This is a genomic window from Lewinella cohaerens DSM 23179 (assembly GCF_000379805.1).
GTDB lineage: Bacteria > Bacteroidota > Bacteroidia > Chitinophagales > Saprospiraceae > Lewinella > Lewinella cohaerens.
Genome location: NZ_KB903546.1, coordinates 80,977 through 99,584, shown reverse-complemented (window position 1 = coordinate 99,584; position 18,608 = coordinate 80,977). Strand labels below are relative to the sequence as shown.

Here is an 18,608-nt window from a genome sequence, read left to right as displayed (position 1 = left end):
AGGGGAAGGTAAGCCATTCCTGAATAATACAATAATGATAAACGAGCATTTGAAACGTTTATTCCTATTGATTTTGTTCGTTAACTTCTTTGATTTAGTAAGAAAAATCAATTTTCTACTTGTTAGTTAATAGGGCTGTCAGCTAGGTGACGCATCTTTATTGTTGTGATAAAAAAATAACTTCTAGCTTTAAGGCTTGTTATAGCAACTAAGTTAAGTCAACGTCCGACTTCCTCATCCTTCGGGATGTAGTAACCTGAATACAACGATGGTAATTTCCAACTTGCCCCATTTTCGCTACTTGCTGATAGGTAGTTTATTTGTGTTAGTCACGCTTTTTTTTAGCCTTGACTCTCAGGCTTCTCGTGATGCAAATACCTTTCATTCTACCGAAGAATTTGCTTTTTTTACGACACTTACGGATTCTTTACCACGCGGCTACAATGGGCTCTTTGCGGGATCTGGAGAGTGTGTGCAATGTCACGGTTTTGATACAGCAATGATTGCCAGCCTTGATCCTCAGGGCAATGATATCAACTTGGTCGACGATTGGCGCGCTACTATGATGGCCAATTCTGCTAAAGATCCTTTCTGGCGGGCTAAGGTCAGCCACGAAGTGTTACTGCACCCTCAGTATATGGAGGCGATTGAAACAAAGTGTACGACCTGCCATGCGCCATTAGGGCATTTTGCTGCTTTTCACCAGGGCGCAGAGAGCTATACCATTGATGAGATGGTCAACGATAGTATCGCACTGGATGGGGTTTCGTGTCTCGCTTGCCACCAGCAATCCGAAGAAAATCTTGGGAACGGCCATTCTGGTGAATTGGTTTTTGAAACGGAAAGACTGGCCTTTGGTCCCTTTATTTCGCCATTGTCATCACCTATGTTGGAAGCTAGTCAGTATGAACCCGTTTACAGCCCTCATATCTCTGATGCTGGCGTATGTGCTGGTTGCCACACCCTGATTACAGAAACCATAGATTTGGAAGGAAACTTTACAGGAGGTACTTACGTGGAGCAAGCCACCTATCACGAATGGCTCAACTCGAATTACGCTGTCGATAATGTTAGTTGTCAGTCTTGCCACATGCCAACCTTGCAAAAAGGCCAATTTTATCTGGCGGCAGGCTTTGAAACGGTACCGCGTGACAAGTTTTCCTTACACGAGTTAGCTGGTGCCAATGTCAATATGCTTAAGCTGATGAAAGACAATGCCGCTGAACTTCAAATATCGGCTACGCCGCAGGATTTTGATGCGGTAATCACAGCTACTGAAAATATGCTGCGTTTTCGCACAATGGAAGTAGCACTCACGGATCTTGACCGTACAGCGGATACAGCCTTTGTGGCATTGCGTCTGACCAACATGGCGGGGCATAAGTTTCCTTCTGGTTACCCTTCGCGCCGTGCTTTTGTAAGCTTGGTTGTTCGAACTGCTGAAGGAGATACGCTCTTTCACTCCGGCGAGTATGATGCCAATTATGAACTAACAGGCCATGATGCTTCTTATGAGCCTCATTACGCTACTATTCGTTCGGCCGACCAAGTTCAGATCTACGAACAAGTTCTGGGTGATGTTAATAACCAAAAAACAACGGTACTCTTGCGTGCGGCCAGCGCACTAAAGGATAACCGAATCCCCCCAAAAGGCTTTACGCAAAGCCATGCAGTGTACGATACCACTCGTATATCAGGAGAGGCTTTGTTTGATACCGATTTTAATGTAAATGAACTGGGCGAAGGGTCAGGTTCAGATGTGGTTTATTACCACATTCCTACCTTGGGATACCTCGATGAACTCGATATTACAGCGACCGTTTATTATCAATCAATGCCACCTAAGTGGATGGCCGAGATGTTTGCGGAAAGCACTCCGGAAATTGACCTCTTTGTCGAAATGTTTAATGAAGCTGAACGTACTCCCAGCCTGGTTGGCGAAGACGAACTGACGATGGCCGGTATTGTGGGGCTACAACCCGTAACCCCTACGCTAGATGCAGAAGTCTTTCTTGCGAATGATCGACAACTAATGGTTCAGACTCCTGTAGCTACCGAACTAACGATTTACAATTATTTAGGGCAACAATTGCAGCAGCAGCGGCTCTCCGCAGGTTCTAGTTATGTTCCCTTACAATTCAAAAGACAAATTATCATTGTTTACCTCAATAGCCCTGAAGGCACCTTTACACGCACATTGTGGGTGAACTAAGGAGCACCGAAAACAAATGACAATTGTTTTCTGCGCATTGCTAATGTGCTTTTTGGTAACTTTATTCTCTATTTCATAAATTCCTTGCAATGAAAAAACATATACTCTTTTCCTTGGCTCTGGTCCTCACCGTTTGGGGCACTTTGGTAGCTCAACCGCTACCAGTATCCTTTACGAACCAAGGGAGCTTATTGGCGTCTGTTTCCGGCGGGTCGTCTAATGACTGTGCCGTTGATATGAATGGCGATTTCCTGGATGACGTCGTGCGCATCCAAAATAGTGGCGTCAACATCGATTTTCAGCAGCCTGATGGTAGCTTTGTTCACCAGTTTAGCCCTGTTAGTTTCAGCAATTCTCCTTCTTGGAGTATTTGTGCGGGCGACCTGGATGGCAACGGCTTCAATGACTTACTATTCGGTGGAGGAAGTGCCGTGTCTTTTGTAATGGCGAATGAAGATGGTACCGCATATACAGAGTATTTCAACCCTGATTATATTTTCTCTCAGCGTTCAACCATGTTTGATATCAATCTAGATGGACACTTGGATGCTTTCGTTTGTCATGATGTTGATCTCAGCCACCCTTACCTCAATTCAGATGGTCTGGGCACAATGGTAGAAGATCAATCGCTGATTGAAACGATGGATATGCCAGGTAACTACGCTGCAATTTGGGTGGATTACAACAATGATTCGCACACAGATTTGTTTATCACCAAATGCCGTGGTGGAGCTTCTCCGGGAGACCCAACGCGTACCAATAGACTTTATCGTAACAACGGTGACGGAACCTTTACCGAAGCTGGCGAAGAAGCGAATATGGCAGACAATGCCCAGTCTTGGTCAACCGTTTTTGAAGATTTTGATAACGATGGTGATTTTGATGCCTTTATCGTTAATCACGATTTCGCAAACCGCTTTATGCTCAATAACGGTGATGGTACTTTCACAGATATTATCGAAACTACAGGCATCGCTCCTGGAGACCTAGGTGCATGGGAAAATGCTTCTGGCGATTTCAATAACGATGGGTTTGTAGATATTTTCTCAGAACTAAACAATGAGCTTTACCTCAATAATGGTGATTTAACTTTTACCGGGCAGAACCTTCCTTTTGACGAAGGTGGTATTGGTGACTTCAATAACGACGGTTTCTTGGATGTTATTCGTGGAGGCAGCTTGCATATTAATGATGGTAATGATCACAACTGGATCAAGATCAACACCCAGGGCTTGATTTCCAATAAAAATGGTATTGGTTCACGCGTAATGATTTATGGCGAGTGGGGGATGCAGATGCGGGAAGTACGCTCTGGTCAGAGTTTCAGCCCAATGAGTAGCCTTTGTGCCCATTTTGGAATTGGAGAAGCAACGGCTATTGATAGCTTGGTTATCAACTGGCCATCTGGTATTCGTACGGTTATCGAAAACCCAGAGATTAATACGATGCACAATATTTTGGAAGCAAATTGTACCCTGCCTGCTGAAACGATAGAGGTTTTGGGAAGTACGGCGATTTGCCCTGGTGATATGGTAGAGTTAGCGGCTCCTGCTGGCTACGAATCTATTCTTTGGACAACAGGTGATACCAACCCAACGCTACAAGTAACGGAGCCAGGCTCTTACGGACTGGTTGTTTTTGACGAAGGTGGTTGTGCCTCTATCGCACCCAATATTTCCATTACACATATAGTAGATACTCCTCCGGTGATTGCTGTAAACGGTGATGTAGAATTCTGTGCTGGCGGCGAAGTAAGCTTGACTGTTAATAGCGGGGACAATCCTCTTTGGAGCAACGGCATGACTGGCGAGACCATCGTTGTGCAAGAAAGTGGCATATACAATGTTGCTGTAGATGCGCAATGTTCAGAAGAACAAATGGAAGCACTCGAAGCAGTAGAGGTAACTACCTTTGTAGTAACGGATCCTGTAGTAGAAAGTGTGGAAGTTGACCCAGACGGTGTTGCATTGTTGACGGCTAGTGGCGAAAACCTTACCTGGTACAGCGAAGCGACTGGTGGAACTCCTCTGGGTACAGGTAATACCTTTATGACAGATCCGCTTACGGAAGATGCTACCTTCTATGTAGAAGCTGGCGAGATATTTGGTGGTGGAATTGAAGCAGGAGGAAAGCTCACAGTCGATGGCCCAGGTGGTGTACCTTCTGTAGGTGCATATAGCTATTTTGATGCTTACGAACCATTTACAATTCTTACCGTAGATGTACTTGTACCGGACGATCAAGAAGAAGGAATGAGAACCATTCAATTGGCAGATGCTAATGACGTTGTCCTACAAGAAATACAAGTAGACCTTGTACATGGTCTTCAAACAATCGAACTTAATTTTGATGTTGCTGAAGGAACTGGAATGTCACTGCGCTGTCCTGAGAATAACCTATTCCGTAACAATGAACAAGTGAATTACCCTTATGCCATTGGTGCTGACTTGGGCGCTATAACCACTTCTTATTACGGCGATAATTACTATTACTACTTCTACAACTGGCAAGTAGAAACGCCTGCCATTTCTTGTATTTCACCACGGGTACCAGTGGATATTACTGTTGTAAATGTGAATGAAATTCCGGAAGTAGAAGCTTTAAGCTTGTTCCCTAACCCAGCTCAAACCAACCTGCGGGTAGAAATGACATTGGTAGAAAAAGCTGATCTTCAGCTACGTCTTTTCAATGCTTTAGGACAAGTTGTCTACCAGGAAGCATTAACAAATACTAGCCTTGGCTTGCAAACACAAGATATTGATGTCAGCAAATTGCCTGCTGGTGTTTATCAGTTGCAGCTTCGTGCGGGGGACCGGACGGCTACCTACAAAGTTGTAGTTGAATAAAAAAGGGTATAAGTTATTTGGTACGCAGTACTAAGTATACTTAAACTAAAACACAAATATTAATCCCGGACAGGACCAACGACCTGTCCGGGATTTTTATTTACTTAATTTCCTATTTAGCCTAGGCTAAATTTATATATTTGCAAGACTAAATATTTTTAAAGCTCAAGCAAATTACCCAATGAGACGATTCTTACACTGCCTGCTCGCTGTATTTTGTTTTTCTGCCCTTAGTGCTCAAACAGGAAGTATAACAGGAACGGTGAGCGCAGATGGCGCCCCACTTGACTACGCAACAGTTACGTTGAAAAAGAGCAATTACGGCACCTATTCTGATGAAGACGGCAAGTTTGAGTTTGACAAAATACCTGTAGGAGCCTATACCATAAATGTTTCTTTTCTAGGTTACCAATCCTTTGATGAAAAGGTAGTAGTGGAAGAGGGCGCAACCACAGCAATGAATATTGAGCTTATGGAACAAGTAGGCTTGCTTGATGAAGTAGTCGTGACAGGCACCCTTAAAGAGGTAAGTCGACTAGAGAGCCCTGTGCCAGTAGAGGTGTATACGCCCGCTTTTTTTAAAAAGAATCCTACTCCTAATATCTACGAAGCCCTTCAGAATGTCAATGGCGTTCGTCCGCAGCTCAACTGTCAGGTTTGTAATACGGGGGATATTCATATTAACGGTTTGGAAGGCCCATATACGATGGTTCTTATAGATGGAATGCCCATTGTTAGTAGCCTTGCTACAGTCTATGGCTTGTCGGGTATTCCGAATGCTCTAGTTGAGCGAATGGAAATTGTGAAAGGCCCTGCTTCTTCGCTTTACGGTAGCGAAGCTATTGGAGGTCTCATCAATATTATCACTAAGAATCCTCTCAATGCGCCCTTAGTGAGCGCTGATGTAATGGCTACAAGTTGGCAGGAGTACAATCTGGATTTGGGCATCAAACTAAAGGCAGGAAAAAATCTCAGTATTCTCACTGGAGCCAATTATTATAATTATGATGAGTTGGTGGATAACAACGGAGACAATTTTACAGACGTCACACTACAAGAACGTATTTCTGTTTTCCAGAAGTGGAATTTTGCCCGTAAGAGCAATCGGTTGTTAACCCTTGCTGGCCGCTATTATTACGAAAATCGTTGGGGAGGAGAACTGGACTGGAACAAAAGTTATCGGGGAGGGGATGAAGTTTACGGTGAAAGTATCTACACAGAACGCATCGAGTTTTTAAGTTCCTACCAATTGCCTACGGAAGAAAAATTACTGCTTTCTACTTCGTTTAATAGCCACGATCAAAACTCGGTCTACGGTGACTTGGCTTACCTTGCAAAACAGAAAATTGCTTTCGGACAACTAACCTGGGACAAACAAATAGGATCTCATGATCTGCTTCTGGGGACAGCATTGAGGTATACTTTTTATGATGATAATACGCCTGCTACAGGTGGAGATGATAGTAATCCATTGAATCAGCCTGACGAAATCTGGCTTCCTGGAATATTTTTTCAGGATGAAATAGTTTTGCACCAACAGCATAAACTATTACTAGGACTCCGTTATGATTATAATAAGGACCATGGAAATATCTTTACACCACGCTTTGCGTACAAATGGTCGCTCAGTGATCAGGATATTCTGCGACTAAATGCGGGTACGGGTTTTCGTGTTGTCAATCTTTTTACCGAAGAACATGCCGCCCTTACCGGTGCAAGGGAAGTAGTTATTGCAGAGCAACTGGCTCCAGAACAGTCTTATAACCTCAATCTCAACTACACCCGCAAAACATACTTGCCTCGGGGAGGATTCGTAGGGTTTGAATTAGCAGCCTGGTATACCCATTTTACCAACGTGATTTACCCCGACTATGAAACCAACGCCAACCAAATTATTTATGATAACCTCGATGGTAGAGCCGTTACCAAAGGTATTAGCACCAATGTTGATATTACATTGTCAAATGGATTAAGTTTGCTGCTGGGAGCTACCTTTATGGATGTTTCTACCGAGGAAAACGATATCAAAAAACGCCAAATCCTTACAGAACGATTCACAGGAACCTGGGCCTTGACCTACCAGCTTTGGGACCATAAGTTGGCGCTGGATTATACGGGGAATATCTACGGCCCTATGCGTCTTCCTTTGTTGGGAGAACTTGATCCGCGTGCACCAGAATCGCCTGTTTGGAGTATCCAGAATATTCAACTCACTTACCGTGGAAAGAAAAACGTAGAAATTTATGCAGGCGTGAAAAACCTACTCAATTGGACGCCTTGGAAGAACCAGGATTTTCCGCTCATTGCCCGTGCTTTTGATCCTTTTGATCGTGGCGTCGACTTTGATAGCAATGGCAATGTGATTGCTACCGAAACCAACCCCAATGCCTTGACTTTCGATCCCAGCTATGTCTATGGACCCAATCAAGGGATTCGCGGATTTGTGGGGGTACGGTATACGTTGAAGTAAAGACAGCCTTGTGAGAAAAATATTATTACCCGTTGTTTTTTGCGCAATACTTATGGCGTTTAGTTTTTGCGCTAAAGCACAAGCTGAATTGCCAAGAAGAACCTTTTTTACAGAGATTGACAGCCTCCAGCTGGCAGCACCTCGCCCAATGGTCATCTTTCTGCATACTGATTGGTGCAGGTATTGCCAAAATATGAAAAAGACGACTTTACGCGACCCTGACGTGAATGTATTACTAAACGATCACTTCTACTTCTTGTCACTAAATGCGGAAACAGAGGAGACTATAATTTTTGGAAACCAGTCCTTCCCTTTTCAACCAACGGGTAATGGTACCGGTGCCCATACACTGGCAACAGCCATTGGTACGATCAATGACCAACTTCAATATCCTACACTGGTCATTATGAATGAAAACTATGAAATCATTTTTCAGTACGGTGCATTCATCCCTGCGGATATGTTCTTGAATATTTTGGCAGCAACACTAAAATAACGAGCGCCTAAAGCTATGCTTTAGACGCCCTGGGATAGAGGAATCCCCCGATTCCTGTCAAACAACTTCAAAAGGATTTTTTAAGCGGTATGCTTATTCTTTCAGCACTTTGGTCGTGAAAATGCGTTCCCCATTAGCACTGTGCCCTATGACGAGATATAGCCCTGCGGGAAGTTGATAAGTGTCTAAATGAACAAGGTCGTCGTTGTAGCTCGTTTCTTCCGTGATTAAAGGTCGCCCGTGGAGATCATAAAGAGTGATGGTTTCCACTGCCGAGCTCGAAAATTCAATAGTTAGTTCGTTCCGGAAAGGATTAGGGTAGGTGGAAGCAGTACCATTTACAATCGCTTCATTGGTGCCATTGACAACACAGTCGGGGTGATTCTTGGGTAAAACAATGAGCTGAAGCTCGCGAATGGAGTCACATCCATTGGCTGCTGAAAATACATCCGTATAAATACCTGTTTCACTGTACCCTTCAAAAAGGTCGCCGCTACAGATGGTGGCCTCTAAGATCACATGTGCTGGTGTGCCACAAACAGGAATTATCGATAATTCCCCGTTTTGATCAAAAGGATTAGACCATTTTTCAGCGGTATATATTTCGGAACCTGATAGCGTGCCTAAAAACGCAACGAGGGCATTTTTCTCTGCTTGGCTCAAGCCCAGGTTTTGTCCTTGTCCTGGTCCACCGCCGACTTGTCCTCCTCTCAAGCGTGGGTCTAGGTTTGGATTAATGGCAGGATTGAAATTAATGTTGTCGTAGTGGTTTATGACATCCATTAGTGTCAACAAGCTTCCATCGTGCATAAAGGGCCCATTGCTTAGTCCTAGCGGATTTATTAAATCGCGCAGGGAAGGGGCTCTGGTATTCGTTAAATCGGTGTCGTCAGGGCTGCCAGCAACACCAATTACGCCATTGTTATTACTATTGGGGTCAATGTCAAAAGTAGGTGGGCGGTGACAAGCAGCACAGCCTGCCCCTCCTTGATTAGGAGCTTGGGCGAATAGCATTTTTCCTAAGTTTTCCTGTGCTGTAAAATTGGGAAAAGGCTGATTGTTATTATTTACCAAGGCGCGACCAACATCGTATTTGGCATCAAAAGATTGAATGCTTCTAATGAATTGTGCCAGTGCGCGCTGCATTTTTGGCTCTGTAATGTTAGAATTTCCATAGGCAAAGGAGAACAGCTCCTGGTAATAAGGAATGTCGCTGAGTTTCCGAAACAACGAGTCTAATGACGGGTTGCCATCCGCACCACTGAACCCCATTTCTACGTGATCTTGGATAGGACGGGTGGTTTGATCTTCTAGGGATACGGCTCTTTCATCCCAGAAAAAACGGCCCTCATCCGCAAATCGAGCATTTACAAGCCGCATAGAATGGCGGCCAGTAAGCCCATTGTTGAGCCCCAGGCTTTGTGTGGCGTTATCGCCAAAAGCAAACGCTTGCTTATGACAACTGGCACAGGCTACTTCATTGTTTGCAGAAAGGTTAGTATCATAAAAAAGCACCCGCCCCAAAGTGGCCATTGCGTCATTGATACTGTTATTAGGAGGCGTATTATCCCGATTTACATAAAGCGGAAAATCCTGATCTTCGTAATTGAACAATTCATTCAAGTTAATGGTGCCGTTCAAGCCCGCTAATGCAACTATGCTTGCTATCAATATACCGAGGCGTTGTTTCATTGTAACTGTTTATTTCGTTTAAGCGCATATATTTGTATGCCTTTGGGGCTGCACCTTTAAAATTGACTTCGAACATAAAGACCAGTTAAATGGTGTAACACCTACCAATGGAGGATTATATTTATTGTAATATTTTTTCTAATGCCTGAATCAGAAGAGCAACTCTGCGCTGAATCAACCTTTACAAAGGTCTTTAGAGCTTACGCTAAAACTTTGCATAGCTACCTGTTTTACCAAACGGGTAATGATAGCTTAGCCCAGGATATCGTTCAGGAAGCATTTAGCCGGCTTTGGAAAAATTGTCAAAAAGTGGCTTTTTCTACGGCCCGCGGTTACGTTTTTACCGTTGCTAAAAATCTTTTAACCAATAACCATCAGCATCAGAAAGTCGTATTGCAATACGAGCAGACACAACCTTCTTCAAGCAAAGTTCAGGACCCTCAGTTTCTTTTGGAGGAAAAAGAACTTGCTCACCAGCTGCAAGCAGCGATTGCTGACCTTCCTGAAAAACAAAGGGTCGTTTTCTTATTAAGCCGTATTGACAAAAAAACATATAAAGAAATTGCTGAACTACTAGGAATTAGCCGGCAGGCAGTGGAGAAAAGAATCTATAAAGCATTGGATAGTTTAAGGCTGGTCGTGGCGGCGCTTAAATAATTTATTAAAACGAGTGACGAGTAGTAGGTGCTGTACCAATAAACGGGTCTTTATATAAAAGCTTTCTTTTTCATAATAAACCAGGTCATGAAAAATGATGAACTCCTACATAAATGGGTAAACGGCAACTTATCTTCTGATGAGCAGAAAGAATTTGAGCAGCGCCCTGAATACAATTCCTTGCAAAGAATCAAGAGAGGGATAGGGCTCCTTTCCGGCCCAGAGCTACAACAAGAAGTAATACTTACCAATATCTTATCTGAGAAGAAAACAGCCTCATCAACAAATAACCGCGGCCGCATTCATTACTTGCTACCTTATGCTGCGGCTGCGGCTGTTTTACTATTGATAGGTTTCTTTGTTTTTCGCGCTCCTGCACCTACCATTTTTTCTGCGGGGCTAGCCCAACGGGTTGCAACGATGCTGCCAGACCAGTCGACGGTATCACTTAATGCCGAAAGCGAGGTGTCATTTCAGGCGAGTAAATGGCCAGGAGAGAGAGAGGTGCAATTGGTAGGAGAAGCTTTCTTTGCTGTAGAAGAAGGAAGTACGTTTACTGTCAACACGTCTGCTGGTGAGATTACGGTTGTCGGTACCCGATTCAATGTGGTGAGCCGAAATGGTTTACTGGAGGTAAGCTGTTTTAGTGGTAAAGTCATGGTGCAATACCTCTTACAAGAGATAAGCCGCGAGTTGAAAGCGGGAGAGGCTATTCGCTTTAGCGAAAACGAACCTCCTGTCACCTGGATGCTCGACGAAGCAGAAAAACAAGCCAGTTGGTTAGATGGTATTACTAAATTACAGACGGTTCCCTTAGAACGTGCAGTGGCGGAATTAGAACGACAGTTTGGGGTTCAGATAAAGACGAACAATGTGGACATGAAACGTGTGGTTACCGTTAATTTTCAGCAAGAGAACCTGGAAGAAGCTTTAATGACTGTTTTTCGCCCTCTCAATATTCGCTATGATATTAAAGGTGAGCAACAAGTAAATCTATTTCAGGAATAAGCAGTTATGAAGAGTTACCTTGCTTTTTTGGGGGTAGTAGTACTTGGCATGCTTATAGGAGCAAGTAATTGTTTTGGCCAGTCAGCTACTTATCAAGCGTCTTTTCAAAAGTCGCCTTTAATAGAGGTGATCAAGGTACTAGAGAAAGACTNTAATTTACTTTTCTCTTATGAAGAAGAACAAATCAGCGCGACCTCTATCAGCTTGGAGTATAGTACGAATGAACTTGATCAATTTCTGGATAAAATCTTCGAACAGACGAACTTGAATTTCGAAATAGTCAATGATCGGTTTGTTTTATTGGTTCCGCGTGATCAAGTAATTGATAACCCAATCCTTCGCTCGTTTTGTGGCTTGGTTCGTGATAGTTTGACCTTGGCTCCCTTGCCTTATGCCAATGCCTATTTGTTGAAAAATGCGCTCGGTGCTACAACTCAACAAGATGGTCGGTTTTGTTTTGATGCGCCAAACGATATCACAGATACCCTGGTTGTGAGCTATGTGGGGTATAAAGAATTTCGGCTATCGGTCAATGATTTTTTGGCGCTTTCTATGGCAGAGATCAAACTTTCTTATTACGATTTTGGGGAAGATTTTGTCATTGTTACCGATTACCTAAGTGACGGCGTACATTTGGATGATGCTGGGTTTGCTACAGCTTTGAATCCTCGAAGAATGCGTACCCTTCCTGGAAAAGTAGAACCGGATATATTGGAGGCGCTGCAAAATTTACCAGGTATTTCCAGCCCGGATGGTGCTTTGGCAAATTTACATATTCGGGGCAGTACACCTGACCAGAATCTTATTCTATGGGAGGATATTCCCATTTACCACAGTGCTCATTATTTTGGGACAATTTCTGCCCTTAANCCCTATGCCATAGATGAGGTCAAGGTGTATCGAGGAGGTTTCGGGGCAGAATATGGTGGAAGGATAGCAGGAGTGGTTGATATGCGGGCAAAACCATTGAAAGCAAAAGAAAACCGCATTGGACTAGGAACTAACTTGCTGGCTTCATTTTTAGATGGTCAATTGAAGATGCCTGGAAATGGAGGTGCTTTGCGTGTTTCATTGCGCCGTTCTATGACGGAACTTCTTTCTTCTCCTTATTATCAACAATTAAGTTTTCGTAATCAGCAAAGTCTGCTAAAAGGAAATTTTTCGGCCAATGATTTACCCGATGGACTAAGTGTTACAGAGGATTTTAACTTTGTGGATACCCAATTGAAATATGCGGTTGACTTATCAGAAAGGGATCAGGTTGCATTCTCTTACTTGTGGGCTCGTAACAGTTACAATAATATATTGAGTGACGACCGCCGAGGCCAAGATCACTATGACGACCTCTATGTAGAGAACCAAGGATGGAGTACCTCTTGGCAACGCCGTTGGACACCTTTCTGGTCTACTAAATTAACAGCACTAGGTACCAATCATGACTACAACTACGAATTTACGATAGATAAGCGAAACCCATCTTTGGGGGATGACTTCGGGCGCAGGGACAATGATATTCAGGAACAGCTTTTGAAGCTAAGTACTAATTACCAACTACCATCGGAAGCAAATATATTGTTAGGGTATCAAATAACGAATTACGAGCTTGGTTACGAAGTTGTCGAAAAGGAGCAGGAGGTTAATTTGGCCAACCAAACCGGAGGCAGTGCTTCTTTACTTCATACCCTTTTTGCCACTTATCAGATGGATGCACAGCAAAAAACGGGTATCCATCTTGGACTTAGGGTAAGCCGTTACGCCAATACAGGTTCACTTTACTGGGAGCCGCGATTACAGTTGTGGCATCAATTTAATCCATCCTTGAGGTGGCAGTTTGCTGCGGGTAAGTACTATCAGTTTGTCAGCCAGCTTAATGAATTCAAAGGGGCCAACATCGGTATTAGTAGCCCAATTTGGGTACTGGCAGATGAGCGGGCCCCTGTCATCAATGCGGTGCATTGGCAAACAGGATTACTATATGAAAAGAAAGGTTGGCTCATCGATGCACAGATTTATGCGAAAGAAAGTAAAGGACTTAGTGCGCTGGCTATTGGCTTTTTACCCCGCCCAAGTCAGGGCTTTGATCTTGGTACGTCTAGCGTTCGGGGCTTTGATTTATTGGTGAAAAAACGCTGGACAGGCTTTTCCACTTGGTTGAGTTACTCTTTGAGTAACGTCACGTATAAGTTTCCCACCTTTTTTGACCCCGTTTTTGCAGCGCCATTTGACCAATTACATCGCTTGTTTTGGGCGGGCACTTACCGAAGAGGTCGTTGGGAATACTCTTTGAGTTGGCAAATTAATAGTGGAATTCCTTATTCCTTATTGGAAGATTTTGAGATAATAATTCCCCCGGGTGGACAAGAAGTGATTCGTCCAATCTATGAAGCATTTAATGCTCAGCGGCTCTCTGCTCAGCATCAGCTAAATGCCGCCATCGTTTACACATTAAACGTAAAGACACCTGATAAATGGGCCGGCATAGTAGGCTTGTCTTTCTTGAATGTTTATAATCAGACCAATACTTACGAACGGGAATACTTTATAGACAATCGCCCTAATATGCCATTGGGTATACTTTTCGAAGACAGTATACAGATAGGCTTTACACCCAGTTTTGTGATTCGGGTAGAATGGAAGTAGTATTGATTTTATGCCTCTTCCAACCGTACTACAATTCGCTTTGATGCGGGCGTTTTACTACGGTCATCAAAGCTGTCTATAGGCACCAGTACATTGGCTTCCGGAAAATAGGCCGCCAGGCAATTTCTAGGGATATCGTAGGGGACGAGCAAGAAGCTTTCTGCTACCCGCCTTGTGCCGCCGTGTTCGTTGATGAGGTTAATGGCCTGCTTGGCTTGCCACCCACGAGCCTTCATATCTTCCGGATGCATAAACACAACCCGGCGCTCATTTTTAACACCTCGATAGCGATCATCCAGACCATAAATGGTTGTATTGAACTGGTCATGACTTCGAATGGTCATCAGCTGATATTCCCCCTCGTTTAATTGATTCGTGGGGACTTTGTTTACAGTAAAGTGAGCTTTCCCGTCGGATGTTGGAAACTGACCATTCTGTAGGCCATTCGGGAGATAGAAACCAAAATCATGGCGTACTTTTTCGTTGTAGCCTGCAAATTCGGGAATGGTTTTTTCAATGGCTTCCCGTACCAAGTCATAATCACCAACCCATTCTTGCCAAGATACAGTGGCTTGGTCGCCTAGTAAGGCCGCTGCTAATGTTCCAATAATGGCAGGCTCACTACGCAGGTGTTCAGAACAAGGAGGGAGCACCCCTTTACTGCGATGCACAATACTCATGCTATTTTCAACAGTAACAAATTGTTCTCCTTGGTCTTGTAAGTCGATTTCTGTACGCCCCAAACAAGGAAGTATGAGCGCACGTTTTCCTGTAACCAGGTGACTTCGATTGAGTTTAGTGCTCACATGTACCGTAAGTTGGCATCGCTCTAGCCCGGTGGCAGTATAAGCGGTGTCGGGCGCCGCAGAAAGGAAGTTGCCCCCTAGTGCAAAAAAGACGTTTACTTTTCCTCGATTCATAGCATGAATTGCTTCCACGGTAGAGTAACCATGCTTTCGGGGAGGATTGATCCCAAAGTTTGTTGCTAGTTTATCAAGAAAAGCATCATGAGGAGCCTCCCAAATGCCTACCGTCCGATTACCCTGTACATTACTGTGGCCTCGTACTGGGCATACCCCTGATCCGGGTTTGCCAATAGCGCCTTTCATTAGCAGTAAATTGACAATCTCCTGCACATTGGCGACGCCGTTTTCATGCTGTGTGACCCCCATTGCCCAGCAAATAATCACACTTTTAGCTTTTCTGATCATATCAACAGCGGTTAGTATTTGTGCCCTTGGGACACCACTAGCTGTCGCTAAATCAGTGAAATCTTGACGCCGCAAGTCTTCAACAAAAGCTTCGTAACCTGCCGTTTTCTCACTGATGAAATCCCAGTCTAAAATACTGCCGCCTTGTTCTCTGTCTTGGTGCCAAATACGGAGCATGATGGCTTTCAGTAAGGCGACATCACCATTCAAGGCTACAGGTAGGTGTAGGTCGGTCAATGGGGTGCCGCCACCTAGTACTTTGCCCAACCGCTGTGGGTTGATGAAATTAACCAAGCCAGCTTCGCGCAAAGGATTGATAGTGATTATTTTCCCTCCGTTTTCCTTGCATTTTTCGAGGGATGATAACATCCGGGGGTGATTGGTGCCCGGGTTTTGACCAATAATCAACAGCAGGTCGGAATTGTGTATATCTTCAAGGGAAACGGTGCCCTTGCCTATTCCAATTGTATTGTTAAGGCCATGCCCACTAGATTCGTGGCACATGTTTGAGCAGTCTGGCATATTATTCGTGCCAAATGAACGAACCATTAGCTGGTACATAAAAGCAGCCTCATTGCTGGTGCGGCCGGAGGTGTAAAAAACTGCCTCGTCTGGATTTTTCAACGCCTTTAACTCTCCTGCAATCATCGCATTGGCCTCCTTCCAACTGATGGGGGTGTAATGAGTCGCCCCTGCTTCAAGCACCATAGGCTCAGCTATTCGCCCGGATTTTCCCAACTTGAAGTCAGACCAATCGCCTAATTCTGCAACACTATTTTGTGCGAAAAAATCGCGGCCAATAGTTGTTTTTTGAGCTTCTTCAGCAATGGCTTTCATACCGTTCTCACAGTATTCTCCAAGACGACTACGGTCATCGTCGGGGTCTGGCCATGCACACCCTGGGCAATCGACCCCTCCTTTTTGATTGAGTTTTAGCGAAAGCTTGATAGCCTGCCCCGTTTTCATGTAACGATTGGCTTGGCCTACTGCTTTGGCGATGCCGGGAATGCCGGCGGCCTTGGCTTTGGGAGCTTTAATTTTAAGGCCGGTATGTGCGGTAGGTGTTTCGTGCTTAGGCTTCTGATCAGACATGAGAACTATCGGTAATTTGGCAGGTCATTTTTGATCGCCAAAGGTAATGGTTTTACCCAGAACAAATGACCTGCCAAATTAACTACTCATTTGATTCTTGTAAAAGGAAATCTACCTCTTGTTGTAGATAAGGATCAGTGTATTCGTAAGTACCAAAGTCGTTCGCCGCAATTCCTGAGTAATCCCGCAAATTAGGATTAGCACCAGCTTGCGCCAAGTGACTAGCCAAGTCATCGTGCCCACGTTGGGCCGCTGCCATGATGGGGGTAACGCCCATGATGTTTATTGGGTCAACAAAGGCCCCATTAGCCAAGAGTATATCTACCGCATCGGTCATCCCACGCTCTGCTGCCAGATGAAGTGGGGTGTTTTCCATATAGTCCACGGTATTCACATTGGCACCTTTTTCGACTAATACCCGCAGCATGGCCGTGTTTTGCTGCGTAACAGCCATATTCGTTAAGGTTTCTCCAATGGGCGTTTGCCAATTAGCATCCTTGCCGGGCTGCGTACTTCGGTGTAATAATACGCCCGCCAACACTGAGTGATCTAATTTCACCGCTTGGTAAAGGGGTATAATACCATCTTTATTAGCAATGCTGGGGTCGGCGCCATAACGCACGAGCATGGCTGCGTTAGCAATGTTTTCTTTTTCGACTGCACGGGAAAGAGGACTAATGCCATTGGATAAACGATTTGGGTTAGCGCCAAGGCTCGTTAATTGTTTTAAAAAAGCAGGTTCGTAGCCATACGATACGGCCAACATCAGAGGTGTTTCGTCTTGGTCATTAGGTAGATCTGCTTTTGCACGCTCTAGCACCAGGTTGATAATACCCATGTTTTGCTCCTTAATGGCCAGCGTCAATGGGGTTTCTCCATCTTCGTTTTTAAGATTAATGACGGCATCTTCACAAAGCCACTTTACCATTTCATATTGCCCCGCTTCGATGGCTAAAGTGAGTAAGGTTTCTCCTTCAGTATTGTGCTGATAGTAAGGAAGACTTACATCTGGTAGCATGGTTTGTGCCAGCTCCACATCTCCGCGTTCGACGGCAGCAAAAAGGAAGCGGATTTTTTTGTCATCTTTTAACTTGTCCCACTTGGAGGGCATATTGAGCACATCCTCAGCGTTGCTGGCAGGAGTATCAGGAATGGAGGTTTCTTCTTGAGCTTGTACACTACTTGTCGCTAAAATTACCAGCGCGCATAAATAAAATAGGTTACGCATTTTGCTTGGTTTTTTCGGGGTTACCCGGTTTACGAAATTGATTTATCGTGTACAATCTTACTTATAGTAATAGCCATTTAAGCCTGGGTAAAGCCAGGAAGCGTGAAGAAAAACTTATGGACGGTAGTTTGAAGGAATAAGGATTTCGTCTCTCTTGAGTCGAGACAAGTAATTAATGAACTTAGGCAAACTTTTATTATATCGTCAATTGTGTCAAGTCGCAGGTTGAGTTGTAATTTGCTGGTTTTCAGTAATGTAAATGAGTGTTAAAGAAATCCAAAAAAAGACTGTATTTTGGTGGCCGAGTAAAATCACTAAAACGCGGTCCGGTAGATACGGACGAAAATGTTGTTCTGAGAAAGAACAATGAACAGCAGAATAATAACTGAAAAAAGCTCACTTATGTCAAAACTTGATGTGCTCACGATTGCCATTGTTATAGTATGCTTGGCTGCACTTGGTTACCTGGTGTATAAGATAGTTAACCTCGTTAATCCTCCTGAAGAGCCTACTAGCTCCATTGAGGATAGTTACGAAGACACTGCTAGTACAGATGATAGTACTTACAAAGACTGGGATGATGAAGTAGATACAGCTGGAGATGATGTTGACCTGGACGACGATCAGGTTGCTACCTACGGCAATACAGATAATGAGGAGAATACTACTGGTGCGGCGAGTACCAATGCTTCTGCAGATGAAATGGACAATGAAACGTCTGGTCTTGCTGAAAAAGATAACCTTACCGATGAAACTACCTCGAAAGGTAGTACAGCCACTACTACGACTCCTACGCCGGCAGTAAACAACTCAACGAGTAATAGTGGTCGTTATATGGTTGTTGCGGGGTCTTATCGTCAGCGTGTGAATGCGGATAACCAAGTGGCCCGATTACGCAAAATGGGTTACAATAATACCCAGGTAAGCCTATTCGATCGGGGGTCTTTTGCGGTGGTCTTGGTCGACAGATTCAGCAGCTATGGTGATGCAAAGCGGCTGGTCAATGAGTTGGTCGGAAAAGGGGTAGACGCTATTGTAGACGAGAAGAAGTAAATA

11 protein-coding genes are annotated in these 18,608 nt (G+C 44.2%); 8 read left to right on the top strand and 3 right to left on the bottom strand.

Translation table 11 applies throughout. The features are described 5' to 3' along the window. The first annotated feature begins 268 nt into the window (after positions 1-268). From A3EU_RS0115115 to A3EU_RS0115100, 4 genes are all read left to right on the top strand, one after another. Positions 269-2,212, top strand: coding sequence for a hypothetical protein (locus tag A3EU_RS0115115; RefSeq protein WP_020537025.1), 1,944 nt, complete (start codon positions 269-271; stop codon positions 2,210-2,212). Between the two features lie 89 nt (positions 2,213-2,301). Further along, positions 2,302-5,058, top strand: a complete 2,757-nt coding sequence (locus tag A3EU_RS32890; protein ID WP_020537024.1) for an FG-GAP-like repeat-containing protein — start codon at positions 2,302-2,304, stop codon at positions 5,056-5,058. Between the two features lie 181 nt (positions 5,059-5,239). Continuing rightward, entirely contained in the window at positions 5,240-7,528 is a 2,289-nt protein-coding gene (locus tag A3EU_RS0115105) for a TonB-dependent receptor (protein ID WP_020537023.1), read from the top strand. Between the two features lie 10 nt (positions 7,529-7,538). Then, positions 7,539-8,024, top strand: a complete 486-nt coding sequence (locus A3EU_RS0115100; RefSeq protein ID WP_026211411.1) for a thioredoxin family protein — start codon at positions 7,539-7,541, stop codon at positions 8,022-8,024. Between the two features lie 93 nt (positions 8,025-8,117). Here the strand turns inward: A3EU_RS0115100 and A3EU_RS30605 are convergent, their stop codons facing one another. Then, the gene (locus A3EU_RS30605; protein WP_020537021.1) at positions 8,118-9,716 is read right to left on the bottom strand and encodes a cytochrome c peroxidase; all 1,599 of its coding nucleotides are present in this window, start codon (positions 9,714-9,716) and stop codon (positions 8,118-8,120) included. Positions 9,717-9,857: 141 nt separating this feature from the next. Here A3EU_RS30605 and A3EU_RS0115090 point away from each other — a divergent pair, with 141 nt between their 5' ends. The 3 genes from A3EU_RS0115090 (at position 9,858) to A3EU_RS0115080 (ending at position 14,021) form a co-directional block, all read left to right on the top strand. Next, complete coding sequence (locus A3EU_RS0115090; protein WP_020537020.1) at positions 9,858-10,373, top strand: RNA polymerase sigma factor; 516 nt, start codon at positions 9,858-9,860, stop codon at positions 10,371-10,373. Between the two features lie 87 nt (positions 10,374-10,460). Continuing rightward, the gene (locus A3EU_RS0115085) at positions 10,461-11,381 is read left to right on the top strand and encodes a FecR family protein (RefSeq protein ID WP_020537019.1); all 921 of its coding nucleotides are present in this window, start codon (positions 10,461-10,463) and stop codon (positions 11,379-11,381) included. 6 nt (positions 11,382-11,387) lie between these two features. Continuing rightward, the gene (locus A3EU_RS0115080; RefSeq protein WP_020537018.1) at positions 11,388-14,021 is read left to right on the top strand and encodes a TonB-dependent receptor plug domain-containing protein; all 2,634 of its coding nucleotides are present in this window, start codon (positions 11,388-11,390) and stop codon (positions 14,019-14,021) included. Positions 14,022-14,029: 8 nt separating this feature from the next. Here the strand turns inward: A3EU_RS0115080 and A3EU_RS0115075 are convergent, their stop codons facing one another. Both A3EU_RS0115075 and A3EU_RS0115070 read right to left on the bottom strand, forming a co-directional pair. Continuing rightward, positions 14,030-16,324, bottom strand: coding sequence for an FdhF/YdeP family oxidoreductase (locus tag A3EU_RS0115075; protein ID WP_020537017.1), 2,295 nt, complete (start codon positions 16,322-16,324; stop codon positions 14,030-14,032). 82 nt (positions 16,325-16,406) lie between these two features. Next, on the bottom strand, positions 16,407-17,552 hold the full coding sequence (locus A3EU_RS0115070; protein ID WP_020537016.1) for an ankyrin repeat domain-containing protein: 1,146 nt from the start codon (positions 17,550-17,552) through the stop codon (positions 16,407-16,409). Positions 17,553-17,954: 402 nt separating this feature from the next. On the opposite strand from A3EU_RS0115070, the gene A3EU_RS0115065 reads away from it, so the two are divergent. Then, positions 17,955-18,605 carry an SPOR domain-containing protein gene (locus A3EU_RS0115065; RefSeq protein WP_020537015.1) on the top strand — a complete coding sequence of 217 codons (651 nt, stop codon included), beginning with the start codon at positions 17,955-17,957 and terminating at the stop codon, positions 18,603-18,605. The last annotated feature ends 3 nt before the right edge of the window (positions 18,606-18,608 follow it).